Raw genomic sequence first — 21629 nt, 5'->3', positions numbered from 1 at the left:
GCTATTCGTTTTCGTGTTCGACGCGAATGGACCAGACCACGACATTCAGCTCGACTCTCTCCTGTGCAATCCCCGTCATGCTGCAGAAGACATAGCGAACCTGTGATGCAATGGTACGGGCGACTTCGGAAACGCGAACACCATACTGGAGCCGAACATGAACGGTCACCACGATTGTGCCGTCCTTTCTGATCTGAGCATCGACACCCTTCGGTCTCGATGGAAGCGCAAGAGCGCGGGTGAAGCGTTCGGCGAACGTGACGGGAGCCAGTCCTGTCACGCCGTAGACATTCAGGGTAGCCAGCCGGAGGATTTCTTCCATCGCGTTCCTGCTGAGAACGACGTTACCTTTTATATCAGTCATATCCACTCTCCAGGCAAAATGTGGTACTCGATTATACCACCAAACTTGAATTCGTTGGCCTTTGACATAGAATTAGTCTACATTTTCATGGAGGTTCATCGAAATGAGCAGAGTATGTACTATTTGTGGCAAGGGTCCAATGGTTGGCAACACGGTCAGCCATTCCATTCAGCGCAGTTCTCGTCGTTTCCTGCCGAATCTTCACACAGTACAGGTAGAGATGAACGGCAGGGTTCAGAGGATTCGCGTGTGCGGCAAGTGTCTCAAGAAGCTGAAGGCCACAGCCTGACTCGACGCTTCGACGAATGAGTGAAGAACTCAGGAGCCTGTTGTGGACAGGCTCCAGTCTATGTGTGCTCGACCAGCTCAGGCTCCCCTTCGAGACTGAGTGGATCGAGTGTACGTCCTACAGAGATGTCTATTCGGTCATCAAGAATATGAACACTCGCGGGGCTCCTGCAATTGGCGTCGCTGCCGCCTATGGCATGGCTCTGGCTGCCCGAGAGGCGTTGACGACTCCGCAGCCTGCACAGTTTGTCCTCGACGCCGGTGCCTATCTCAAGAGCGCCCGACCCACTGCCGTGAACCTTGCCTGGGCCGTCGACCGGTCTCTCGCCGAGGGAGCGCCGAGTCTCGGCAAGAGCCCACAGGCAGCGGCCGATGAGCTTGCGACGTTCGCCGGCAAGCTGACCCAGGACGACGAGGACCACAATCTCGCTCTGTCGAAACACGGGGCCGAACTGTTCGAAGACGGAGACATCATCCTGACTATCTGCAATACCGGCGCTCTTGCGACTTATCGATATGGCACGGCGTTTGGTTCTATCAACGAAGCCTTCAAGCAAGGCAGGAAGATTCAGGTCATTGCCCTCGAGACGCGGCCGTACCTTCAGGGAGCACGATTGACGGCTCTGGAACTCGTGACCGCAGGTATCCCGTTCCATCTTATTACTGACGGAATGGCTGGCTTCATGATGTCGCATGGGATGGTCACCAAGGTCATCGTAGGTGCCGACCGCATCGCCTCGAACGGAGACTTTGCCAACAAGATTGGAACCTACCAGCTGGCCGTCCTGGCTAAGTACCATGGGCTACCGTTCTACGCGGCGGCACCGTTGAGCTCCTTCGATTTTTCGATTGCTTCGGGCGCCGAGATCCTCGTAGAACAGCGCGACGAGAACGAGGTCCTGTCGTTCGCGGGCCAGCGTGTTGCCGCAGAAGGCGCACATGCCTTCAACCCGTCGTTCGACGTGACCCCCAACGAGCTGCTTTCGGGTATCGTCACTGAACGTGGTGTTTTCAGGCACCCCTTCGGCAATTGGGAGCGACCCTGAGCAAAAGCAACCTCGGCACAATCAGGCCACGGACCGCCACTGGAGAAGATGTCGGGACCGTGGCCTGTTGCATTTTGTCGGACCTGGCTGGTTCCTTGACCTGCTCACGCAACTGGGAATGGTGCCTGTCAGCGTGGAGCCTTCGCCTTTGCCACCCCGTTCTTCGGACACAACCGCGTAATGGTGCAAGCGTCGCAATCCGGTCTGCGAGCATTGCAGGCAGATCGCCCGTGGGCGATGAGTGCGTCACAGAGTGAGTTCCAGTGGCTCTCGGCAACGGCGGCCATGATGTCCTGTTCCACCTTCTCCGGAACAAGGCTCTCGCTCAGTCCGATGCGATAGGCCAGACGCTTTACATGCGTGTCGACAACAACAGCTTGCTTGCCGAATGCATGCGCAAGGACGACGTTGGCGGTCTTGCGTCCGACGCCAGGGAGTCCCGTCAGAAAATCCATCTCGGGAGTGACCGTGCCTCCCCATTTCTCACAGAGTTCAAGGGAGGCGGCAACGATCGCCTTCGCCTTGTTGTGGAAGAAGCCCGTCGCCTTGACGATCTCTTCGACAGCAAAAATGTCGGCGTGACCTAGAGCACATGGCCCGGGATAGGCAGCAAACAGACGTGGGGTAACCTTGTTGACCATGACGTCTGTGCACTGGGCGCTGAGTATCGTTGCCGTAAGCAACTGCCATGGGTCCCTGAACTCTAGTGCGGTGCCTCTGTCGGGATAGGTCTTCTCGAGTGTGGTCACCACCTGTCGAACGTGCTTCTGCGCTGTGAATCGCATCTCCATCTCCCCTTACTTGACGTTTGCATGCAAATGACAGTATACTCCTATGTCACAGCAGCAAGATGGCTATTCTGGCCCGCTCGAACAACGACCAGAAGGTTCAGGGCCTCCTAGGTTGTGGCAAGCGGGCAGGCCCGAGTCAGAGGGCTTGCAGCCGAACGTGTTCTGCGTATACTATCGCAAGTCCGGTTTTGTGGGCGGTTAGTTCAGGGGTAGAACGCTTCGTTGACACCGAAGAGGTCAGAGGTTCGATTCCTCTATCGCCCACCATCTGCGTTTCCTGGGAGCGGACATGGATATCAGAATTGTTCTTGATGACGCATCGTTTCAATACTCCTTCAATGATGGCGAGTCCATCCTCATGGCTGTTCAGAAGCTCTTTCCTCAGCAGAAGCGATCCATCGTTGCTGCCAGGATTGGCGGCTTGCTCATGGACATGACGACGATTCCATCCACGGCCGACGACATCCAGCTTGTGAGCACCGCCAGCAGCGACGGGCTGCAAATCCTTCGCCACAGTACGTCACACATCATGGCCGAGGCGATCAAGGAGCTCTACCCGGACGCCAAACTTGCCATTGGACCATCCATCGATAATGGTTTCTACTACGATATCGACATGTCGAAGACGCTGTCCCCCGATGATCTCGATGCAATCGAACAGAAGATGCACGAGATCATCGAGCACAGCGAACATTTCACCCGGCAGGACAAGCCGATAGCCGAAGCCATCGAGTTCTTCAAGGAACGCGGCGACCAGTACAAGGTCGAGATCCTTTCGGAGATACCCGCGACGACCGTCTCGCTCTACACTCAGGGATCCTTCACAGACCTCTGCCGTGGACCGCATATCCCTTCCACCAGCTACCTCAAGCACTTCAAGCTTCTGTCGGTCGCAGGCGCGTATTGGCGAGGAGACGAGAAAAACAAGATGCTCCAGCGCATCTATGGCACGGCCTTCCCATCGAAGGAAGAGCTGGTCGGTTTTGTCACGGCCCGGGAAGAGGCTGCCAAGCGCGACCATCGGAAGCTGGGACAGCAGCTGGACCTCTTCAGTATACAGGAGCAGGCTGGTGCTGGACTGATTTTCTGGCATCCCAAGGGGGCCATTGTTCGGAAGGAGATCGAGGATTTCTGGCGTGCTGAGCATATCAAGCGTGGGTATGAATTCGTCTACACGCCCCACATAGCGAATCTTGAGCTCTGGAAAACCTCTGGCCACTGGGGTTTCTACCAGCAAAACATGTACTCGCCGATCCAGGTCGATGAGGACCAGTACATGCTCAAGCCGATGAACTGCCCTTTCCATATTCTCATCTACAAGTCGCAGGTTCGCAGCTATCGTGATCTTCCGCTTCGGTGGGCTGAACTGGGCACCGTGTATCGCTACGAGAAGTCCGGTGTCCTTCATGGTCTTCTGCGCGTGCGTGGGTTCACTCAAGACGACGCTCACCTCTTCGTCCGTCCGGACCAGCTTAATGATGAGGTCAAGGGAGTGCTCGACTTCACCCGTCACATGATCGAGACGTTCGGGTTCACGAAGTACAACATCTACCTCAGCACGCGCCCGGAGCACTCTGTAGGAACCGACGAAGGCTGGCAGATGGCGACCGAGGCTCTGAGGGTGGCTCTTGAGGAAATGCGTCTCGACTATAAGGTCGACCCAGGCGAAGGTGTCTTCTATGGGCCAAAGATCGATGTGAAGCTTGTGGACGCCATTGGCCGCGAGTGGCAGGGGCCGACGGTCCAGGTCGACTTCAATCTGCCTGAGCGCTTCGACGTCACCTATATCGGCGAAGACGGCAAGGAACACCGCCCGATCATGCTGCACCGCGTTGTGCTGGGTTCCATGGAACGGTTCTTCGGGACGCTCATTGAACAGTATGCTGGCGCATTCCCTCTCTGGCTTGCTCCCGTTCAGGTCGAGGTGGTTCCCATCACGGACGTGCAGGAAGAGTATGCCAAGGCAATCACCGCCAGGCTGGTCGAACGTGGCATCCGCGCCAAGATCGATATCCGCCGAGAGAAGATGCAGGCGAAGATCCGCGATGCCGAGATGCAGAAGGTCCCGTACATTGCCGTCATAGGCGCCAAGGAAGCAGCAGTGGACTCCGTGGCTGTGCGGATGCGGCACGAAGGCGATCAGGGCGTGGTGACCGTCGACCAGTTCATCGAGCGCGTGCTCGAGGAGATCAAGAGCAAGGTCATCTTCCCCTAGTTGTTTTGCACGGGAACGTTGCTATACTCATGGAGGCTCGAAAGAGCAGAGCCACTGTAAAACGAAGCCGGTAAGGCTTCTACCTCCAGCTTTAGGCAAAGAGGTCCTTGAGTTCGCCAATGTGTTTCAACTATATGGCGGCCGTTTTACAGCGGTCGCCATTTTTCTTTTTGGAGGTGTGGAATCAATAGGGATTCAGATCTGATTTACAACGAGAGAGTGCGCTGGAAGGAAGTCCGCGTCATTGACGAGGACAATGGTCAGTTGGGCTTGCTGACGTCCGAAGCGGCTCTTGAACTTGCGTACTCGAAGGGGCTCGACCTGATCGTCGTGGCGCCCAACGCCACTCCACCCGTTTGCAAGATCATGGATCTGGGAAAGTACCAGTACGAGCAGATGAAGCGGCAGAAGGAAGCCAGGAAGAAACAGGTCACAGTCGAGATGAAAGAGATGAAATACCGACTGCGCATCGACGTTGGCGATCTGACCGTGAAGAATCAGCACCTCAAGGAGTTCCTGTCGGCTGGAAACCGCGTTCGTGTGACGATCATGTTCCGCGGTCGTGAGATGGCGTTCCCCGATCAGGGGCGTGCGCTGCTCAAGAGGGTTGCTGCTGATCTTGCCGAGTACGGCACGGTCACTCAGGAACCCAAGATGCAGGGCCGCAATATGTCAATGATGATGGAGCCATCCAAAGTAGTGCTCGCCAAGATGAAAGGACCCGGAAAGGAGTAGGACATGGCTATCAAAAACAAAGTGACCAAGATCAGGACATGCAGGGGAGCCGCCAAGAGGTTCAAGATAACCGGTACCGGCAAGATCATGGCGTATGGCGCCAACCATGGCCACAAGCTTGGCAAGAAGTCCATGGCGAAGAAGAAACTGATGCTGAAGAAGCGTGTTCTTCATGGCGCAGACGCTCGCAACATGAAGAGACTTGTGCCGTATCTCAAGGGTTAATGGAGGCTCACGATGTCGAGAGTTAAGGGTGGAAGCTCGATCCGCAGAAGGCACAAGAAGATACTGAAGCTCAGCAAGGGCTATGTCGGCGCACGTTCTATCCGGTACAGGGCTGCACGGGAAGCTGTTCAGCAGGCTGAGCGTCATGCGTATTTCAACCGCAAGGAAAAGAAGCGCGAGTACAGAGCACTCTGGATTGTGCGTATCAATGCACTGTGTCGCTCTAATGGCATCACGTATTCCAAGTTTGTGGGAAGTCTGAAAAAGGCCGGTGTGAAGCTCGACCGCAAAGTGCTGGCTGACATGGCTGTCCATGACAAGGAAACGTTTGCCACCCTCGTCGCTGAGGCGAAGAAGCAGCTGACTGCCTAGTCCTTTCATGATCTCGCAATTTGGTCGAGCGGCTCTTGCTCTCGACCTCCTGCCTCTCGGCGTCTGCAAGTGGGACCTCGTGGCCCTGCTTGAGGCGCCGGATGAATTGGAGGTCGTGTCACAGGAGAGGCTCGATCAATTGCTTTATGCGTCGCCTTCGGCGCGAGGGAAGCACGTGTCATTGGCTGAACGGGACTGTGTCCTGGAAAAAGCCGACACGGAGATTGCCGAACTCAACAGCCTCGGGGCTTCTCTTATTACGATGTTCGACGGGCCGGAGACCTATCCGGGTCGCCTCCTCGAATGCTACCGTCCACCGATCTTCCTTCAGATTCTGGGTGACGCAACAGTTCTGCTCAGGGATTGCATAGCCATCGTGGGCAGCCGCAAACCGACGCCTGAAGGTATCAGAGCAGCCTCCGACTTTGCTGGGCAGCTGGCAGCAGCAGGTCTCGTAGTGGTCAGCGGCCTTGCCTATGGAATTGACAAGGCAGCCCACGTCGGATGTCTTGATGCAGGGGGTCAAACGATCGCAGTCCTGGGATCCAGCATTGACGAGATTTATCCGACCATTCATGTTCCAATCGCGCGGAGCATCGCGCGGAACGGCGGAGGAGCCGTCATTTCCGAGTTTCATCTTCATATGCAGCCAACGGTTTATACATTCCCGCAGCGCAACCGCGTCATTTCTGGTCTGTCGCTGGGTGTCCTCGTGGTAGAAGCTGCGAAGGAGAGCGGGTCTCTTCTTACAGCCAATTTCGCCCTGGAACAGAATCGTGAGGTCTTTGCGATTCCGGGTTCTATCTACGCTCTTCAGCACGTCGGAACGAACGCGTTGATCAAGTCCGGTGCCAAACTGGTGCAATCTGTACGCGATGTTCTCGATGAACTCCCGGGGTTCAAGGCCGCTCCCGAGGAACTCCCGTCCGAGGTACTGTCACAGCAGGAACAGTCGATCGTCGGCTGCATACAGGCAGGGTGTACCTCCGTCGATCTGCTCTGCGAACGCCTTGCCTGCGCCGCACCCCAGGTCCTCAGCGTCTTGACCAGTCTTGAACTCCGGGGTCTCCTGGTGCGCCGGGGACCGGACAGCTTTGCTATCGTCCAGCCACTGTAGCATGGACATGGACGTGCGCGTTGTTGGGGGCGGCCTGGCTGGCAGTGAGGCTGCGCTGACTCTGGCTCGTCTCGGTCTGTCGGTGGAGCTATGGGAAATGCGGCCCTCGCACCAGACCGACATCCACGAAACCGACCGATTCGGAGAACTAGTCTGCAGCAATTCCCTTGGCTCTGACGCCTTGCGGGACGCGAGAGGCCTTCTTAAAGCCGAGCTTCGACTCCTCGGTTCCGCCATCGTGCGGTGCGCTGATGCGAGCCGTCTTCCTGCAGGCAAGGCTTTCGCGGTTGACAAGGACCAGTTCAGCGGCTTGGTGACTCAGAGCATCCAGAGCGACCCGCTCATTTCCATTCGCAGGAAGGAATACAGACGGCTCGACTCCTCGGTCCCAACCATCCTTGCCACGGGCCCTCTTACCAGTCCGGATTTTCTCTGTGAGCTGCGGGAGCGCCTCGGGTGCGAGAATCTCTTTTTCTACGATGCCGTCGCTCCGTCCATCTGGGCCTATTCTGTCGACCCCAATTCTTCGTTCCTGAGCTCGCGTGGGGGAGATGCCGCCGACTATGTGAACTGTCCCCTCACGAGGGAGGAATACTATGCGTTTGTCCATGCGCTCCAGTCTGCCAGACAACACCTCCCCGAGACTCTTGATGAACAGAAGTACTTTGAGGGGTGTCTGCCGGTCGAGGAAATTGCGCGAAGGGGTGACGATACTCTCAGATTTGGTCCGATGCGCCCGGTCGGTCTCCGGGAGAGACCCGAAAACTGCTTCGCGGTCATTCAGCTTCGCAAGGAAAACCGTGAAGGAACCGTGCTCGGCCTGGTGGGATTTCAGACGTCCCTGGCCATCGCCGAACAACAGAGAGTGCTTGGCATGGTACCAGCCCTCCGCAGCGCTGAATTTGTGCGGTATGGCCTCATTCATCGAAACGCGTTTCTCCGCGGTCCTTCAGTGCTGTCTCAAGACCTCGAATTGAGAGCGTTTCCACGCGTATGGGCAGCAGGACAGTTGTGTGGCGTCGATGGATACATGGAGTCGACCACATTGGGGCTCGTTGCGGCACTGAACGCTGCCGCATCACTTCGCGGCTTCCCGCGGCCTGTCTTTTCTGTCCAGACAATAACTGGCCTTCTGGTCGACTACGTTACGCGTGACAGAGAGGACTTCCAGCCCACGAATGCCAACTACGGGCTTCTCCCGCTCGAGGCTGGCCCCAAACAGAAGGCTGTAGACCGTGAAGCATTCGCTGTTGCGGCTCTACAACACATCCAGCAGATTGCCGACCAGGTTGGAGCATGGACCGCACAGAAAACGAGCCTCTAGACTCAGGCGCGGTCGTCGCGACAAGTTCGGAAGTGGTAGCCGAAGCTCATGGGTCGTATGTCCACTTGTCGGATGCGGAGTTCCGAGCCCGGATCCGGTCAGCGTACCGCCACTTGGCCACCTGTGACCTTTGTCCTCGACGTTGCGGGGCCCATCGGCTTGCTGGAGATACCGGCTATTGTGGCGCCGCTCTCAAACCCAAAGTCTTTGTCTGGAATCTGCATCGTGGCGAGGAACCTCCCGTCAGTGGGACACGAGGATCAGGTACAGTCTTCTTCAGCGGCTGCAACCTGAATTGCTGCTACTGCCAGAACTATCCGCTAAGTCAACTGCACCATGGAACGCAGATGCTGGTTGGACAGCTCGCAGCTGCGCTCATCGAGCTCCAGGGGAAGGGAGCCCACAATATCAACTTTGTCACTCCCTCCCACCAGGTGCCGCAGTTACTAGCGGCAGTATTTGCTGCGCGGAAACAAGGGCTGCGCATTCCCATCGTGTACAACACGAGCAGCTACGACGAGCCGTCGACACTGGCCCTTCTGGATGGAATCGTGGACATTTACCTCGGCGACCTTCGATACACGGACGAAGCTGTCGCCATGCAACTCTCGGGCGTCCCCGATTACGTTCAGGTCGCTGAACGTGCGCTTATTGAGATGCATCGCCAGGTTGGAGACATCAGTGTAGACGACCTGGGCAGATATATCCCGCGAGGACTCATCGTGCGGTACCTTATTCTCCCACACCATACTGGCATGGCTCAAGAGGTCTTTCGCTTCGTGTCCCACCAGCTGTCACTTCAGACATACGTGAGCGTCATGACTCAGTACTTCCCTGCCTACAAAGCATTTGACCGTGCACTGGGCATCTCGCGGAAACTCACTGACGCTGAGTGCGACCGGGTCATGAGAACGTGGTCCCGATCAGGGCTGGTCCATGGATGGGTGCAGGACATAGGCGACGACGGGGGAGCCTGAGCGAACGCAGAATAGCAAGAGCGCAAGCCCTGGCATCCCGCCATCACTTGTCCGTGAGCGACAGATCAGATCTTGCTGACAACCTGGTGAGTGATTCCCTTGAGGCACTCCATGACAGAGACTCCGCTGCTGGCTATGCCAAGGTAGACGGCCTTCCCCTTGAGCTGCAGGTCATCGACAAGCTCACCGACCGACATGATGGCGGGCGTGTCCCGTTTGTTCAGCTGATAGATGATGGGCGTATCCGGCAACTCGTAGTCTTCGAGATTCTTGAACATATCCGCAAGGTTCTTGATGTTGTCCTCTCGCCGGTCGCGATTCGAGTCCGCGACGAAGACGATGCCGTCGACAGATTTGAGCACGGACTTGCGCGTCAGTTTGTACAGTTCCTGGCCCGGCACGGTATAGAGGCTCAGGCGGATCTTGAAGCCCTTGACGGTCCCCAGTTCCACTGGCAGGAAGTCGAAGAAGAGTGTCCTCTCTGTCTCGGTCGCGATGGAGGTGAACTGACCCTTCACCTTTTCCGGGATCGTCCGGAAGATCCAGCTCAGGTTAGTCGTCTTGCCGCTCATTGCCGGGCCATAGTAGACGACTTTGAACGTGATCTCAGACTTGGAGAAGTCGATCAGAGACATGTGGTGGCTCGCATCAATTTGCTAGAAGAGGTTGTCGATCTCATCCTGCAATCCCTTCCTGAAGTCCTGGGAAGGCTCTTGACGCGGGCCCGCGGCCATCTTCTCGAGTACCGGCTTGATCGAACCCGAGATCTTCTTGGCCCAGAACCTGATGGCGCCGATGGGCGCCTTGTTGTCGAATATGACGGCAAGCAGGATCAATGGGTCTACGAGGGAAATGTGGATGTTGGTCTCTTTGCCCTGGTGAAACGTCAGGGTAAACTCACGTTCTCCGAGGAGTTTCGCCAACTCATTCGTGGCCGAGAAGACACCGGCCGCCAAGGCGGACACAGCGATTGCCGACTCCCGCGTCACTGCACCACTCTTCGCAAGGAGCTCGCCGCTCTTGTTGAGGAGGATAATGTCCTTCGCCTGCGAATCCACGAGATACTGTGAGAACAGTTCATCGATGGTTTCGATATCTTCCTTCGTAATCACCAGTGAAGACAGTTGACCTTCCATCTATGCCTCCGATTTCGACAACGTAACCATCTTCTTGTCCGCAAGACCGTTGAGAGCTGTCCATGCGCGAAAGAACCCAAACTCGGCTTCCTTCAGGATCCTATCGAACGACTCCGGCTCGCCAGCCTTCCGCAGGAGTAGAAACTCATCGGCGGTCAGCGTAACAGCTGCATCCGAGTCGTTCTCGGCCAGGCTTACCTGGAGCTCGGACGGTTCCGTGTGGATTCCTGACCGTGTATATTCGTCAGCAAGTCCCGTTGCCTCTATGAGGAGACTCGTGTTGCTCTGGGTGATCCTTCCAGGCGGCATGATGACGTTGGATACAAAATTGAACGTACCGTCACGTTCAAGAAAGGCATCAAAGAAAGCGGGTAGCCCATTGCTATATGGTGACTGCGCATGGATGACCCTGCCTTTCTGGAAAAAGATGGCAAAGCTGCCCAGATGTCCTTCTATGCCCAACTTTCCAGTTCTTTGAGCATTGTCCAGAGTCTGAATAAGCTGGGCAAGCGGAAAACTCTCCAAGTCACCGCGCAATTCCATAGAACTCCTCCATTCCTCTGACTTAGCATGCTATTTGATTTCGGTCCAATTTCAAGGTATGCTGAATTTGTCACATACTGGAGGTCAACAATGATGAAGTCCAAGGAAATCGGGTTGAACAAGACGTCCGCCTGGAGGAGCATCGATCGCAAGGCAACAGACAAGCTGGCTGCGGAGTATATGTCGCTCATCAAGGATGCCAAGACCGAACGTGAGTTCGTCGAGGCAGCGACGGTCGTTGCCCAAGCCGGCGGCTACAGGATTGCCGACGCTCTCTCGGCCAAAACATTGCCCAAGGGTGGCAAACTGCTTTTCATCAATCGGGGCAAGAACGCCGTGATCGTGAGGCTTGGCAAGCGTCCTCTAGGCGAGGGCGCCAACATCATAGCTGCGCACGTTGACGCTCCGCGCATCGACGTGAAGCAGAACCCACTTTTCGAGAGCACTGGCCTGGGCCTTTTCCAAACCCACTACTATGGTGGAATCAAGAAGTACCAGTGGGTGACGATCCCCCTTGCCCTGCACGGCGTGATCTATGATAAGGCAGGGAAGAAGCTTCAGTTGCGCATCGGTGAGGAAGACAATGATCCTGTGTTCAACATTTCCGACATCCTCCCACATCTGGGGCAGGCTCAGGGAGAGAAGAAGCTGACCGAAGGCGTTTCGGGCGAAGCGCTCGACGCAATCGTCGGCCACGTGCCCACTGATGACAAGAACGACAAAACGCCCATTCGTTCGAATATCCTGAAGATGCTTGCCAAGCAGCTCAACGTCGAAGAGCGAGCTTTCGCCGCGTCTGAACTGGAACTCGTGCCCGCAATGAAGCCGCGGGAAGTCGGTTTTGACCGCGGACTCATCCTCGCCTATGGACACGACGACAGGATCTGTGGCTACACGGCCCTGCGTGGCCTGCTGGACCAGAAGAAGGAACCTGAGCGCACACAGGTCGTTTTCCTCGTTGACAAGGAAGAGATTGGTAGTGAGGGGGACACGGGCATGCAGAGCGAGTTCCTTGAACTGGTCATTGAGCGGCTTATCCTGGAAACTGGAGAGAAGACTACGGCCAGACAGGTCTTCTGGAGTTCCATGGCACTCAGTGCCGACGTCGGTGCAGGTATGGACCCCAACTATCTGGATGTGTTCGAACCGACAAACGCTGCCACAGTCGGCAACGGCATTGTGATTACGAAGTTCACCGGCTCTCGAGGCAAGTCCTCAGCCCATGACGCCTCCGCCGAGACTCTCCACAAAGTGCTCGGATTGCTGGATGAGGCCAAGGTCCCATGGCAGGTGGCTGAGATGGGCAAAGTGGATGTCGGTGGTGGTGGCACTGTAGCCAAGTTCCTGTCGAAGCGTGGTATCGAAACGCTCGACGCCGGCCCCGCGCTTCTTTCGATGCATGCCCCACAGGAACTAGCGAGCAAGGCGGACCTCTATGCCTGCTATCTGGCCTACAAGACGTTCCTGGAGAAGGCTCGCTAGCTCATCTCATTTCAGAGCGATGCAGCCGGATGCTCCCGTGAAGGGTCTCTCTGGTTGCATCGCTGTAGCTCCTGCATATACTATTTTTGCTCTCTGCCGTCGTGAAGACGGCCGAAATCTAAGTCCAAAGGGAGGAACTGTTGAGAGAGTTTGAATTGATGTTTATTGTGGACGGGACAATGCCGGAGGAAGAAGCTACGGCTGTCGCCAGTACCGTTCAGTCCTTCATCTCATCGAAGGGCACGATTCTGAAGGCTGACCCATGGGGCCGTCGTCGCATGGCGTATCCGATCAATAAGAAGCAGGATGGCTACTACTGGGTGATCGCGTTTGAGTGCGAGCCTGGTGAGGTCGACGCTCTCAAGCAGCAGCTGAGAGTGAACGAAAACGTCATCCGGTGGATGGTTACGCGACCCGAGCACAAGAAGACTATCGTTCCATTCGAGACAGTTGTCCCTCAGGAACCTACCCCTGCGCCTGAACCTGTTCCAGTAGCTGCACCGGTATCTGAAGCCACCCCTGCACCTGAACCCGTTCCAGTGGCTGTGTCGATGTCTGAGCCGACACCTGCATCTGAGGTGTAAAGATGAACGACCTCAACCAGGTTGTCCTTACAGGCAGAATTACCAGGGATCCGGATATCCGGTACACGCCGTCGGGCAAGAAGACGGCTCGTGTTTCAATTGCCGTGAACCGGAGCTGGAATGCGTCCAAGGACCCGTCTGTTCGTGACTGGAAGGAAGAAGTCTTTTTTGTTGACATCAACGCATGGACCTACGTCGCGGACAAGATCGAGAAGTCGGCTGAGAAGGGCCTGCGCGTTCTCGTGACAGGACGCCTGTCCATTCGGGAATATACGGCCAACGACGGAACCAAGAAGCGTGCCACCGAGATCGTGGCTACGACATTCGAGGTCATCGGTGCTCCCCAGAACCGTCAGAGTACCGGCGAGCCCGGCGAAGCGCCCGGCGAAGATGACCTTCTCAAGGACTTTGAAGTCCCCGAAGGATCGTTGCAGCAGGGCTCCGGTTCTGAAGACCACGACGTGCCATTCAACTGAGATGAAGGAGTAACCTATCATGCCAAACGCACCATTCAAGAAACCAAGCAAGACCGGCAAGAAGAAATCGTTTTACTTTCGCGCGCGTAAGAAGTTTTGCCCATTCTGCGCTGACAAGACTGATGATATCGACTACAAGGATGCTTCGCGGCTGCGCCGTTTCGTAAGCGACAAAGGCAAGATCCTTCCGCGCCGGGCAACAGGCGTGTGTGCGAAGCACCAGCGTGCCCTTGCGGGTGCCGTCAAGAGAGCTCGCGTCATGGCTCTCCTGCCGTTTGTGAATCGGTAGTTTAATACCAACTATGGACAGGAAGGTAATTCTGCTCGCCGACGTCAAGGGCGTGGGCCACAAGAGTGACGTGGTCAGCGTTTCTGTGGGCTATGCCGCCAATTACCTCCTTCCCCAGCATCTGGCCATCGATGCAACATCCGAGAGAGTTGCCGCCCTCAGCAAACACAAGATGGCAGTGTCTCAGGAAAAGGATATTGTGCTTGCGCGGGCCCAGGACTTGGCGGCGAAACTCACAGGTCAGTCGGTTACCATTAACGCCAAAGCGACTCCACAAGGAAGACTCTATGGCGCCATCACTCCGGACGAAATCGCTGCGGCCATTGGCAGTCAACTCGGTGTCGCCGTGGAGAAGAGAGCCGTGAGTACCGATGAACCCATCAAGGCACTTGGCGTCTATGCAATTGCTCTGAAGTTGAATCCTCAGGTCACTGCCCTCGTCTCCGTCACCGTCGCGGAAGCTGTCTGAGGATGGCCGACCGAAGTGATGCCCAGATAGGCGAAGCTCGTCCGCGAGCCGGGCAGAACGAAGCCGGTTCGAATCCGGGGAACGTCGTCCCGCCGTATGATATGGGGGCCGAGCAGTCCTTGCTCGGCTCCTTCATCGTCTCAAATCTCACCGTCGACGAGGTCATGGACTATCTCAAGCCTGAGGACTTCTACTTCGATGAACACGTTGCCATCTGCGACTCCATTTTCCGCCTCCGAGCGTCCAGCAAGCCTGTCGACGTCGTCGTTCTGAGCAACGACATCAAGAGTCATGGCAACCTGGATCGCATCGGCGGTGTGGCATACCTCGTCAAGCTAACGGAGCTTGTCCCGACAACCCAGAATGTCAAGTACTACGCCGAGATCATCAAGGAGTCGTCGGTCAAGCGCGGTATCATCCGCGCAGGCCGAGACATGTACGAGCTTGGGTTTTCTCCTACCGTCTCGGCCATGGAGCTCATCGACCGGACCGAGAAGCTCATCTACGAGGCGTCCCAGGGTATGGTGCGCGGCGACTTCCAGCCGCTGGAACGCATCCTCCCGAGGACGTTGCAGTTGCTGGAGGAGCGGTATGACCATAGAGGTTCCATTCGCGGGATTGCCACTGGCATCAAGAATCTGGATCTTCAGATCGGCGGGTTTCAGCCTCAGGAACTAGTCGTCCTGGCCGCTCGGCCAAGCGTCGGAAAAACGTCGCTTGCATTGAACATTGCAGCGTACAACGCGGTCCGCCTGAAGAAGCCCGTGGGCATCTTCAGTCTGGAGATGTCCAGAGAGCAGCTGGCCGAACGTGTCATATCGTCAGAAGCGATGATCGAGGCGGACAAGCTTCGGTCGGGCTATCTGTCGCAGGAAGACTGGCAGGCGCTGACACAGGTCAGCAACAGACTATCGGAGGCACCCCTGTATATCGACGACGCGGCGGGGCTGACGGCCCTCGAGATACGAGCGAAGGCAAAGCGTCTTGCGGTTACGGCCAAAGTGGAACTTCTCATTGTCGACTACCTCCAGCTTGCTGCCTCTGGCGAGAAGGCCGAGAGCCGCGTCCTTGAAGTGGCGCAGATCACTCGTATGCTCAAGAACCTGGCCCGCGAACTCAATGTACCGATTATCGTCGTTTCTCAGCTGTCACGAGACATCGAGAAGAGAGACCGCAAGAAGCCTCAGTTGTCCGATCTTCGCGAGAGTGGAGCAATCGAGCAAGATGCCGACATTGTCATTTTCCTGTACACGGATGAAGCGACAGACACTTCCGAGATGAACACCCGGACGCCCACCAATGCTCTGGTCGCCAAGCACCGCAATGGCAAGCAGGGCAACGTGAAGCTGATGTTCGACAAGAGATACACCCGATTCGAGTCTCTCGACACGACTGCAGAGGACTGAGGACAGCCACTCGACCGTCGCAACTATTGACGAGGAGCCGATTCTCAGTAGAATGAACTCGTGCGCGGGCCGTTAGCTCAGCTGGCAGAGCATCTGCCTTTTAAGCAGAGGGTCACAGGTCCGAGTCCTGTACGGCTCACCAAAGCCCTCGTAGTCTAATGGTCAGGACACGGTCCTTTCAAGGCTGCGATAGGAGTCCGATTCTCCTCGAGGGCACCAGGTATGGGCGGATGGCTCAGCGGTAGAGCACCTCCCTCACACGGAGGGGGTCGCAGGTTCGAACCCTGTTCCGCCCACCACGTTTCTTGTGTCGCATATGGTGACAGCTTTGCGCGCCTGGTGAGACTGAGACACCGGATGCTCACTTGACTTTTTGTGGAACAATCTATACTAAGTATGGTACGGGGTCGTGGTGTAGCTGGTCTAACACGCTGGCCTGTCACGCCGGAGACCACGGGTTCAAATCCCGTCGATCCCGCCAGAGCGGGAGTAGCTCAGGGGTAGAGCTCTGCCTTGCCAAGGCAGTTGTCGCGGGTCCGAATCCCGTCTTCCGCTCCATTTTTTTGTTCTGGCCAGTTGCCTAGTTGTGTGCCGGCGTAGCTCAGTTGGTAGAGCAGCTGATCCGTAATCAGCAGGTCGTCTGTTCAAATCAGATCGCCGGCTCCACTGTTTTTCGCTCCTACTCGCGACGCCCAGCGCTCGAGGACCCTCGTAATGAATATTCCTTCGCAAGCATCAGTTCGCTATCCTCTCATTCTCGTTCATGGCTCCTCGTTGGCGACCCACTGAAGGACACTGCAGGACCTTCACTGAACATCCTTATCAAACTCTTGTCGGTGGTTTCGCTTAGTTTTCTTCCACTGTTCATGAAGTAGGCAGGACAGTGCATCGAAACCGACGCATTCCTTCAGTGTTCGCGTCTTGCGCAGTCAGTCCAACTGCGTACTCTTTGAGTACCCAGATGCGTAGATCTGGACTTCCAGGTGAAGGAATGTGCCAATGAACATGAAAACCAAAGGACTGATGGGCTCTGCTCGGTGGACAAAGGTCCGCAAGACGCTTCTCATAGCTGTTATCTCGATTTTGACCATTGTGGTCTGTTTTGCCGGCTACAGTGTCATCTCTCTCTACAGTTCTCTCCGCTCGATCAACCCCAATGCAGATGCCACGAAATCGGCTCTTAACCTGCAGGGACGAGTCAACATCCTGGTCGTCGGCGTTGACTCACGGGCCACGAACGATCCAGGTCGCGCTGACAGCATCATGCTCATCGGCCTCGATCCAGTCTCCCGCACCATGTCGGTCATGTCGATCCCCAGGGATTCCCGTGTCAACATTCCGGGACACGGCTATGACAAGATCAATGCTACAGTAAACTCCGACTACTTTTCCGATGGCGGAATCGAACTTCTCGAGAAGACGGTCGAGGCGATGATCCCCGGCATCAAGGTCAACTACTATGCAAAGGCTGACTTCGCCGGGTTTGAGAAGGTCATCGATGCCCTGGGAGGCGTGACCATCAACGTCGAAAAGGCGATGTACTACAAAGCAGCGGACACTCTTATCAACCTGAAACCGGGAGTACAGCACATGGACGGCAAGACGGCTCTGGAGTACGCCCGCTTTCGTCATGATGCAATCGGTGACTTTGGCTCCTCGAACGGAGAGGAATTGGGACGTGTTGTTCGTCAGAAGGCTCTTCTCAAAGCTATCGTAGCCCAGACCACCTCGCTTCGCAACGTCTGGAAATTGCCCACTGTCATCCGTGCCGTCGAGAATGCTGTTGTGACAGACCTTCTCCCGAACGACATGCTTCGCATCGCCCTTGCTTTCAAGAATACGACCGACAAGGAAGTAACCACGATCCCATTCCCCGGAGTGCCGGGGACTATCGGGGGAACGTCGTACGTTATCCCGGACCTGGATGCCTTGCAATCGAAGATTGCTCCACAGTTCAGTCCGCTCGTTCCGTCCAACTAGGAGCCCAGACGAACGGGGCCTCCGCCTGGAGTTGGCAACAACCGTGCAACGGTGCTTCATGAGCGTTATTGCTGTTGTCATCACCTTGGACCGCCCCGAAATGGCATCGTGCTGTCTGGCGTCGATCCTGCACGGCACCCAGCGACCCGACCGGGTCGTCGTCGTCGACAATGGATCCGCCTTCCCGTACACGCCTCCGCAGGAATACCAGCAGGACGTTGATATCGTTCGCCTGGAGCACAACAGTGGGCCGGCAGGAGGTGCAGCCATCGCTCAGCAGAAGGCACTCGAGCTCCAAGCCGACTGGGTATGGATGCTCGACGACGATGTCGTCGCCGACCCAGACGCCCTGAAGCGCCTCATACAAGTTGCTGAAACGCACGGCGTGCGAACGTACTTCCGCTCTGTATGCTACAATAAGCCACAGCCGGAACTCCCTTTCTTCAACTCGTTCACTTACAGTCGCCGGATTGGGATGCTCAAGCCTGTGCCCCGGGAACGCTATCAGGATGCTGAATTTTCCTTTGACGCCTGTGCCATGGCAGGTCTGTTCGTTCCGTCTTCCCTGCTCCTTGAAGCCGGTATCTTCGACGCGTCGCTGTATGGATGGTACGACGACACGGAGTTCACTCTGAGAGCAACGTTGGCTGGATTCCATGGCTACGGCATCCCCGCGAGCCGGCTGCTGCATCCTTCGGCCAACCGCAGGCAGATACGGTTTCTCGGAAGGTCCCTTGCCGTCCTGGTCGACCAGCCATGGCGCTTGTACTATGGGACCCGGAACTGCATTCTAACGCAGCGCCGGCTCCTCGCGCGATCCCGTTTTCTGGCACTGTTCCTTCCTCTCTTCGCAGTTCGGCGTTTCATTTCGATTGTGCTTCTCTACAGTAATCGTCGTGCCTTTCTGTACTGCTTCGCGAGGGGCGTCTCAGACGGCCTCCGCGGCCAAAAGGGCGAACTCATACAAGGGGGTCGTACCATATGAGAAACAAATGGATTGTTGGACTCGTTCTTGCACTCGTCGTCGTCGCGGGTGTCGTCGCAGCTTATAAGCTTACGCACCCCTCTACCGGAGCGAAGGGTCTCAGCGGCAAGCGGATCGAGGCCACGTTCCTCGCGTACGGAATCGAGCCGGAGACCGCCGCAGAGATCAAGACCGGTGCCCCCATCTATGACGAGACGGGCAAGAAGTGTTTTACGATTACAAATATCACGACATCACCAGCCGAGGTGGACGCGTTTGACAGCAAAGGGGAGCTTCACGTCGACAAGCACCCGATCCTCAAGGACGTCGTTATCACGGCACAATCCGTCGACGCGAAGGTTGCGTGGGCATACATGTACGCCCGTGACAAGATCCTCGCCGGAGCGAACGTTGCCGTGTATGGAGACACCTGGAAGGTGTGGACACGTATCCTGACGGTGCAGGATCTCCCATAGGGACCAAATGAACCTCAACTGCACCAGGAGGCGGTTGGCAGCGAAAGCTTTTCTCCTGCTGGTCGCCTATTACCCTCTTGTCAACTGGATGATCCGGAAGGCCAATCTGCCTCTTGCCAACCTGTGGGAAGAGATCATGCTCCTGGTTTTCCTTGTCTTCGCCGTCACGACGAGCTGGCGGAAGATCGGGCGTCTCGTGACTTCACCCGTCGTTCTGACGGCGCTGCTGTTTCTTTCTGTGACGCTTCTGAGCTACGCAGCGAACACGTATTACATTGGCGCGTACATTCAAGAAGCCCGCCTGGCGTTTGAACCATTCATGGCTTTTGTCATCCTTTGGCTCCTCGTCGACGGGGATGCCGGTGGTCTCCTGCGCGAGACGCTGCCGCACCTTGTGGCGAGTGCCACTATTGTGGCCTTCATCGGTGTTTATCAGTATGTCCGGAAGGTTCCGATACCTGCTCAGTGGCTTGACGCCACCGAGACGGGGGTTATCAGTAGTCGGGCGTTCTCGCTGTTCGGCAGCCCCAATGTTCTTGCTGGCTACCTCGAGACCATCATCCCCCTGGGTGTGTACATGGCCGTCGTGCGGACAAGGTGGTACGAGCGAGGGATTGCAGTAGGATGCGTCCTGGTTATGGGCAGCGGATTCCTTCTCACCCTGACGCGAGCCGCCTGGTTGTCGGCCGCGGGGTCCTTCTTCGTCGGACTCTTCATACTGAACCCCGCACTTGCGGTGGTGTTTGCCGCTGCCGGCGCAGGTATCCTCATCGCTGTCCCAACGTTCCGACTCCGTATGACCAACCTGCTCAGTTCAACCTATGTCGACAAGAGCAACAACCTCGGTCGCCTGTTCCGTTGGAGGCAGGCCTTTGTGAATCTCATTGATCACCCTCTTCTTGGAAGTGGTCTTGGCACGTTTGGAGGTTCCGCCGCTCAGAAGTATGGCTACTTCACGGGCATCTCCATGGATTCGGTGTGGATTCGCGTGCTTACCGAGACGGGTATGATCGGCTTCGCTTTGTATGTCTCATGGTTGTCGAGCGCCTTCGCCTGCGTCGCCACACGCTTCTTCCGCTCGAAGGACAAGCTCTGGCTGTTCGCGTCGGTGGGACTTCTTGCGCTTCTGGTCAACCTGTTCACGGACAACCTTCTCGACTCGTGGGCAATAGCACTTGTTATGTGGAGCCTTTTCGCCCTCGGCGCTGTTCCCGAGGCAGACGAGTGAAGGCACTTGTTCTCAGCACCAACAACTATCATTCGTTCCCGAGCCGAAAACAGCGTTTTGCACGCCGATTGACCGAACGAGGCTATGACGTTCTCTACGTCGAGGCCCCGATAACCTGGCTCGCGCTAGCCCGTCCGAAGCAGTGGTGGAAGTTAAATGCTTGGCGGTCGGGCACGCACGAGCAGGGAGACCACATGTGGACCGCGTCGCCCACGCCGTGGCTTCCGTGCTTCAAGAAGTACGAGCGCGTGGCAGATCACGACTCGCTCACCTACTACCGCTACCTGCAGAGTCTCGCTGGTAACTGGACGACCGAAGCCGGCATCATCCTGACCTATCTGCCGTTTGTCCCGAGAGCACTACGGCTGCTTGGCGCTCCGGTCGTGTACGACTGCGTGGACGACCACAGCGCCTATCCTGGACTCTTGGACAAGGCTACCGTCGACCGCCTCGAGGGACAGACTGCCGACATTGCATCTGCTGTGATCGCGACCAATGAAACCATTGCCGGCAAGTTTTCGTCGCACGAGGACAAGGTCAGCCTGATCCAGAATGGCGTGGACCACGAGCTGTTCGCCGCGCCCGCCATGACTTGGCTTGACACGTTGACCACACTGCCGAGGCAGCGCAGATTCCTGTACGTCGGAGCAATGCGCGAATGGTTCGACGTGCAGGCACTTGGCGCCGTTGCTGCCGCGTATCCAGACTGCGAGATCGACTGCTTCGGCGAGGCTCTGCCGGCTGTCCGTAATGAACTGGCCGTCCATGCCAACATCGTCTTCAAGGGGACGCTCTCACAGGCTGCGATCGCACAGGAAGCTCCCCACTACGACGTCGCACTGATCCCCTTCCTTGAATCGCCGCTGACGTTAGGCGTCGACCCGCTGAAGTTCTACGAATATGTTGCGGCCGGACTGCCGGTGGTCTCGTCGACAATCCACGCCCTTGGAGCATTCGGCGAAGACATGGTGCGGCTCTCGTCCACCCCTCAGGAGTTTGTTGCCGCGGTGCAAGACACCATCGATACAGATTCACTCGAGCTGCGCCGCTACCGCGTGCAGTCATCCCGACGGTTTGACTGGTCGTTCCGGATTGCCGAATTCGACCGCGTGCTTGACACGTTGGCACACCACCAGTCCTGA

At 56.7% G+C, this 21629-nt stretch carries 26 protein-coding genes, 7 tRNA genes and 1 pseudogene; 28 read left to right on the top strand and 6 right to left on the bottom strand.

Annotated features, from left to right (window positions below; all coding sequences use genetic code 11):
• Nucleotide 1: 1 nt before the first annotated feature.
• A complete protein-coding gene (locus tag SMC7_RS03605; protein ID WP_119089000.1) occupies nt 2-364 on the bottom strand; it encodes an Asp23/Gls24 family envelope stress response protein in 363 nt (120 codons plus the stop codon).
• Between the two features lie 103 nt (nt 365-467).
• On the opposite strand from SMC7_RS03605, the gene rpmB reads away from it, so the two are divergent.
• Nucleotides 468-653: a 50S ribosomal protein L28 gene (gene rpmB / locus SMC7_RS03600; RefSeq protein WP_119088999.1), complete on the top strand. Its 186-nt coding sequence runs from the start codon at nt 468-470 to the stop codon at nt 651-653.
• A 16-nt stretch (nt 654-669) separates the two neighbouring features.
• Nucleotides 670-1698 carry an S-methyl-5-thioribose-1-phosphate isomerase gene (gene mtnA, locus SMC7_RS03595; RefSeq protein ID WP_119088998.1) on the top strand — a complete coding sequence of 343 codons (1029 nt, stop codon included), beginning with the start codon at nt 670-672 and terminating at the stop codon, nt 1696-1698.
• Between the two features lie 128 nt (nt 1699-1826).
• On the opposite strand, the gene nth is transcribed toward mtnA, so the two are convergent.
• Complete coding sequence (gene nth, locus SMC7_RS03590) at nt 1827-2483, bottom strand: endonuclease III (RefSeq protein ID WP_119088997.1); 657 nt, start codon at nt 2481-2483, stop codon at nt 1827-1829.
• 198 nt (nt 2484-2681) lie between these two features.
• Here nth and SMC7_RS03585 point away from each other — a divergent pair.
• From SMC7_RS03585 to trmFO, 7 genes are all read left to right on the top strand, one after another.
• Nucleotides 2682-2756, top strand: a tRNA-Val gene (locus SMC7_RS03585).
• Nucleotides 2757-2778: 22 nt separating this feature from the next.
• Nucleotides 2779-4704: a threonine--tRNA ligase gene (gene thrS, locus SMC7_RS03580; protein WP_119088996.1), complete on the top strand. Its 1926-nt coding sequence runs from the start codon at nt 2779-2781 to the stop codon at nt 4702-4704.
• A 219-nt stretch (nt 4705-4923) separates the two neighbouring features.
• A complete protein-coding gene (gene infC, locus SMC7_RS03575) occupies nt 4924-5439 on the top strand; it encodes a translation initiation factor IF-3 (protein ID WP_207798708.1) in 516 nt (171 codons plus the stop codon).
• A 3-nt stretch (nt 5440-5442) separates the two neighbouring features.
• Entirely contained in the window at nt 5443-5664 is a 222-nt protein-coding gene (gene rpmI, locus SMC7_RS03570) for a 50S ribosomal protein L35 (RefSeq protein WP_207798707.1), read from the top strand.
• Between the two features lie 12 nt (nt 5665-5676).
• The gene (rplT, locus tag SMC7_RS03565; RefSeq protein WP_119085720.1) at nt 5677-6036 is read left to right on the top strand and encodes a 50S ribosomal protein L20; all 360 of its coding nucleotides are present in this window, start codon (nt 5677-5679) and stop codon (nt 6034-6036) included.
• A 7-nt stretch (nt 6037-6043) separates the two neighbouring features.
• Nucleotides 6044-7153, top strand: a complete 1110-nt coding sequence (gene dprA, locus SMC7_RS03560) for a DNA-processing protein DprA (RefSeq protein ID WP_119088994.1) — start codon at nt 6044-6046, stop codon at nt 7151-7153.
• Nucleotides 7154-7160: 7 nt separating this feature from the next.
• The gene (gene trmFO / locus SMC7_RS03555) at nt 7161-8477 is read left to right on the top strand and encodes a methylenetetrahydrofolate--tRNA-(uracil(54)-C(5))-methyltransferase (FADH(2)-oxidizing) TrmFO (RefSeq protein ID WP_165845115.1); all 1317 of its coding nucleotides are present in this window, start codon (nt 7161-7163) and stop codon (nt 8475-8477) included.
• 98 nt (nt 8478-8575) lie between these two features.
• Here the strand turns inward: trmFO and SMC7_RS07535 are convergent, their stop codons facing one another.
• A complete protein-coding gene (locus tag SMC7_RS07535) occupies nt 8576-8701 on the bottom strand; it encodes a hypothetical protein (protein WP_279386260.1) in 126 nt (41 codons plus the stop codon).
• A 123-nt stretch (nt 8702-8824) separates the two neighbouring features.
• Here SMC7_RS07535 and SMC7_RS03550 point away from each other — a divergent pair, with 123 nt between their 5' ends.
• Nucleotides 8825-9454, top strand: coding sequence for a hypothetical protein (locus SMC7_RS03550; RefSeq protein WP_119088992.1), 630 nt, complete (start codon nt 8825-8827; stop codon nt 9452-9454).
• A gap of 65 nt (nt 9455-9519) precedes the next feature.
• Here the strand turns inward: SMC7_RS03550 and SMC7_RS03545 are convergent, their stop codons facing one another.
• From SMC7_RS03545 to SMC7_RS03535, 3 genes are read right to left on the bottom strand one after another with little or no spacing between them, the layout of a single operon-like run.
• The gene (locus SMC7_RS03545; protein WP_119088991.1) at nt 9520-10089 is read right to left on the bottom strand and encodes a GTP-binding protein; all 570 of its coding nucleotides are present in this window, start codon (nt 10087-10089) and stop codon (nt 9520-9522) included.
• A gap of 21 nt (nt 10090-10110) precedes the next feature.
• Nucleotides 10111-10590 (bottom strand): roadblock/LC7 domain-containing protein, encoded by a 480-nt coding sequence (locus SMC7_RS03540; protein WP_119088990.1) that lies wholly within the window; start codon nt 10588-10590, stop codon nt 10111-10113.
• A complete protein-coding gene (locus SMC7_RS03535) occupies nt 10591-11133 on the bottom strand; it encodes a DUF4388 domain-containing protein (protein WP_119088989.1) in 543 nt (180 codons plus the stop codon).
• A 90-nt stretch (nt 11134-11223) separates the two neighbouring features.
• Between SMC7_RS03535 and SMC7_RS03530 the strand changes: the two genes are divergently transcribed.
• The 18 genes and pseudogenes from SMC7_RS03530 to SMC7_RS03445 all read left to right on the top strand — a co-directional run bounded on the left by SMC7_RS03530 (nt 11224) and on the right by SMC7_RS03445 (nt 21629).
• The gene (locus SMC7_RS03530; protein ID WP_165845114.1) at nt 11224-12615 is read left to right on the top strand and encodes an aminopeptidase; all 1392 of its coding nucleotides are present in this window, start codon (nt 11224-11226) and stop codon (nt 12613-12615) included.
• Between the two features lie 140 nt (nt 12616-12755).
• Nucleotides 12756-13199, top strand: a complete 444-nt coding sequence (gene rpsF / locus SMC7_RS03525; RefSeq protein ID WP_119088987.1) for a 30S ribosomal protein S6 — start codon at nt 12756-12758, stop codon at nt 13197-13199.
• 2 nt (nt 13200-13201) lie between these two features.
• A complete protein-coding gene (locus SMC7_RS03520; protein ID WP_119088986.1) occupies nt 13202-13675 on the top strand; it encodes a single-stranded DNA-binding protein in 474 nt (157 codons plus the stop codon).
• Between the two features lie 19 nt (nt 13676-13694).
• Nucleotides 13695-13964, top strand: a complete 270-nt coding sequence (gene rpsR / locus SMC7_RS03515; RefSeq protein WP_119088985.1) for a 30S ribosomal protein S18 — start codon at nt 13695-13697, stop codon at nt 13962-13964.
• 13 nt (nt 13965-13977) lie between these two features.
• Nucleotides 13978-14433 (top strand): 50S ribosomal protein L9, encoded by a 456-nt coding sequence (gene rplI, locus SMC7_RS03510; RefSeq protein WP_119088984.1) that lies wholly within the window; start codon nt 13978-13980, stop codon nt 14431-14433.
• A gap of 2 nt (nt 14434-14435) precedes the next feature.
• Nucleotides 14436-15839: a replicative DNA helicase gene (gene dnaB, locus SMC7_RS03505; protein WP_119088983.1), complete on the top strand. Its 1404-nt coding sequence runs from the start codon at nt 14436-14438 to the stop codon at nt 15837-15839.
• Between the two features lie 66 nt (nt 15840-15905).
• Nucleotides 15906-15981 (top strand) — tRNA-Lys (locus tag SMC7_RS03500).
• Between the two features lie 2 nt (nt 15982-15983).
• Nucleotides 15984-16058 (top strand) — tRNA-Glu (locus tag SMC7_RS03495).
• 5 nt (nt 16059-16063) lie between these two features.
• A tRNA-Val gene (locus SMC7_RS03490) sits at nt 16064-16138 on the top strand.
• A gap of 104 nt (nt 16139-16242) precedes the next feature.
• Nucleotides 16243-16320, top strand: a tRNA-Asp gene (locus SMC7_RS03485).
• A gap of 2 nt (nt 16321-16322) precedes the next feature.
• Nucleotides 16323-16397: transfer RNA gene (locus SMC7_RS03480), tRNA-Gly, on the top strand.
• Nucleotides 16398-16429: 32 nt separating this feature from the next.
• Nucleotides 16430-16505 (top strand) — tRNA-Thr (locus tag SMC7_RS03475).
• Between the two features lie 107 nt (nt 16506-16612).
• Nucleotides 16613-16714: pseudogene (locus SMC7_RS07615) on the top strand (sodium/proton-translocating pyrophosphatase); the annotation flags it as partial.
• 124 nt (nt 16715-16838) lie between these two features.
• Entirely contained in the window at nt 16839-17819 is a 981-nt protein-coding gene (locus SMC7_RS03465; protein ID WP_119088982.1) for an LCP family protein, read from the top strand.
• Between the two features lie 58 nt (nt 17820-17877).
• Complete coding sequence (locus SMC7_RS03460) at nt 17878-18804, top strand: glycosyltransferase (RefSeq protein WP_165845113.1); 927 nt, start codon at nt 17878-17880, stop codon at nt 18802-18804.
• Nucleotides 18801-19259, top strand: coding sequence for a DUF4330 family protein (locus tag SMC7_RS03455; protein WP_119088980.1), 459 nt, complete (start codon nt 18801-18803; stop codon nt 19257-19259). Before SMC7_RS03460 ends, SMC7_RS03455 begins: the two co-directional genes overlap by 4 nt.
• 34 nt (nt 19260-19293) lie before the next feature.
• Complete coding sequence (locus SMC7_RS03450; protein ID WP_165845112.1) at nt 19294-20487, top strand: O-antigen ligase family protein; 1194 nt, start codon at nt 19294-19296, stop codon at nt 20485-20487.
• The gene (locus SMC7_RS03445) at nt 20484-21629 is read left to right on the top strand and encodes a glycosyltransferase (protein ID WP_165845111.1); all 1146 of its coding nucleotides are present in this window, start codon (nt 20484-20486) and stop codon (nt 21627-21629) included. Before SMC7_RS03450 ends, SMC7_RS03445 begins: the two co-directional genes overlap by 4 nt.

This window comes from Candidatus Cryosericum terrychapinii, assembly GCF_003570925.1.
GTDB lineage: Bacteria > Caldisericota > Caldisericia > Cryosericales > Cryosericaceae > Cryosericum > Cryosericum terrychapinii.
Note: the sequence above shows the minus strand (reverse complement) of the source record. Positions and strands in the feature narration are given on the sequence as shown.

What these genes read in the sequence shown, in the direction of transcription:
- SMC7_RS03535 (WP_119088989.1), bottom strand. Translation starts at nt 11,133, where the DNA reads ATGGAATTGCGCGGTGACTTGGAGAGTTTTCCGCTTGCCCAGCTTATT.
- rpmI (WP_207798707.1), top strand. Translation starts at nt 5,443, where the DNA reads ATGGCTATCAAAAACAAAGTGACCAAGATCAGGACATGCAGGGGAGCC.
- SMC7_RS03460 (WP_165845113.1), top strand. Translation starts at nt 17,878, where the DNA reads ATGAGCGTTATTGCTGTTGTCATCACCTTGGACCGCCCCGAAATGGCA.
- rplI (WP_119088984.1), top strand. Translation starts at nt 13,978, where the DNA reads ATGGACAGGAAGGTAATTCTGCTCGCCGACGTCAAGGGCGTGGGCCAC.
- thrS (WP_119088996.1), top strand. Translation starts at nt 2,779, where the DNA reads ATGGATATCAGAATTGTTCTTGATGACGCATCGTTTCAATACTCCTTC.
- SMC7_RS03545 (WP_119088991.1), bottom strand. Translation starts at nt 10,089, where the DNA reads ATGTCTCTGATCGACTTCTCCAAGTCTGAGATCACGTTCAAAGTCGTC.
- SMC7_RS03540 (WP_119088990.1), bottom strand. Translation starts at nt 10,590, where the DNA reads ATGGAAGGTCAACTGTCTTCACTGGTGATTACGAAGGAAGATATCGAA.
- dprA (WP_119088994.1), top strand. Translation starts at nt 6,044, where the DNA reads ATGATCTCGCAATTTGGTCGAGCGGCTCTTGCTCTCGACCTCCTGCCT.
- SMC7_RS03530 (WP_165845114.1), top strand. Translation starts at nt 11,224, where the DNA reads ATGATGAAGTCCAAGGAAATCGGGTTGAACAAGACGTCCGCCTGGAGG.
- SMC7_RS07535 (WP_279386260.1), bottom strand. Translation starts at nt 8,701, where the DNA reads ATGCAGATTCCAGACAAAGACTTTGGGTTTGAGAGCGGCGCCACAATA.
- SMC7_RS03550 (WP_119088992.1), top strand. Translation starts at nt 8,825, where the DNA reads ATGCTGGTTGGACAGCTCGCAGCTGCGCTCATCGAGCTCCAGGGGAAG.
- mtnA (WP_119088998.1), top strand. Translation starts at nt 670, where the DNA reads ATGAGTGAAGAACTCAGGAGCCTGTTGTGGACAGGCTCCAGTCTATGT.
- dnaB (WP_119088983.1), top strand. Translation starts at nt 14,436, where the DNA reads ATGGCCGACCGAAGTGATGCCCAGATAGGCGAAGCTCGTCCGCGAGCC.
- trmFO (WP_165845115.1), top strand. Translation starts at nt 7,161, where the DNA reads ATGGACGTGCGCGTTGTTGGGGGCGGCCTGGCTGGCAGTGAGGCTGCG.
- SMC7_RS03605 (WP_119089000.1), bottom strand. Translation starts at nt 364, where the DNA reads ATGACTGATATAAAAGGTAACGTCGTTCTCAGCAGGAACGCGATGGAA.
- SMC7_RS03465 (WP_119088982.1), top strand. Translation starts at nt 16,839, where the DNA reads ATGAACATGAAAACCAAAGGACTGATGGGCTCTGCTCGGTGGACAAAG.
- rplT (WP_119085720.1), top strand. Translation starts at nt 5,677, where the DNA reads ATGTCGAGAGTTAAGGGTGGAAGCTCGATCCGCAGAAGGCACAAGAAG.
- SMC7_RS03455 (WP_119088980.1), top strand. Translation starts at nt 18,801, where the DNA reads ATGAGAAACAAATGGATTGTTGGACTCGTTCTTGCACTCGTCGTCGTC.
- rpmB (WP_119088999.1), top strand. Translation starts at nt 468, where the DNA reads ATGAGCAGAGTATGTACTATTTGTGGCAAGGGTCCAATGGTTGGCAAC.
- SMC7_RS03520 (WP_119088986.1), top strand. Translation starts at nt 13,202, where the DNA reads ATGAACGACCTCAACCAGGTTGTCCTTACAGGCAGAATTACCAGGGAT.
- rpsR (WP_119088985.1), top strand. Translation starts at nt 13,695, where the DNA reads ATGCCAAACGCACCATTCAAGAAACCAAGCAAGACCGGCAAGAAGAAA.
- nth (WP_119088997.1), bottom strand. Translation starts at nt 2,483, where the DNA reads ATGCGATTCACAGCGCAGAAGCACGTTCGACAGGTGGTGACCACACTC.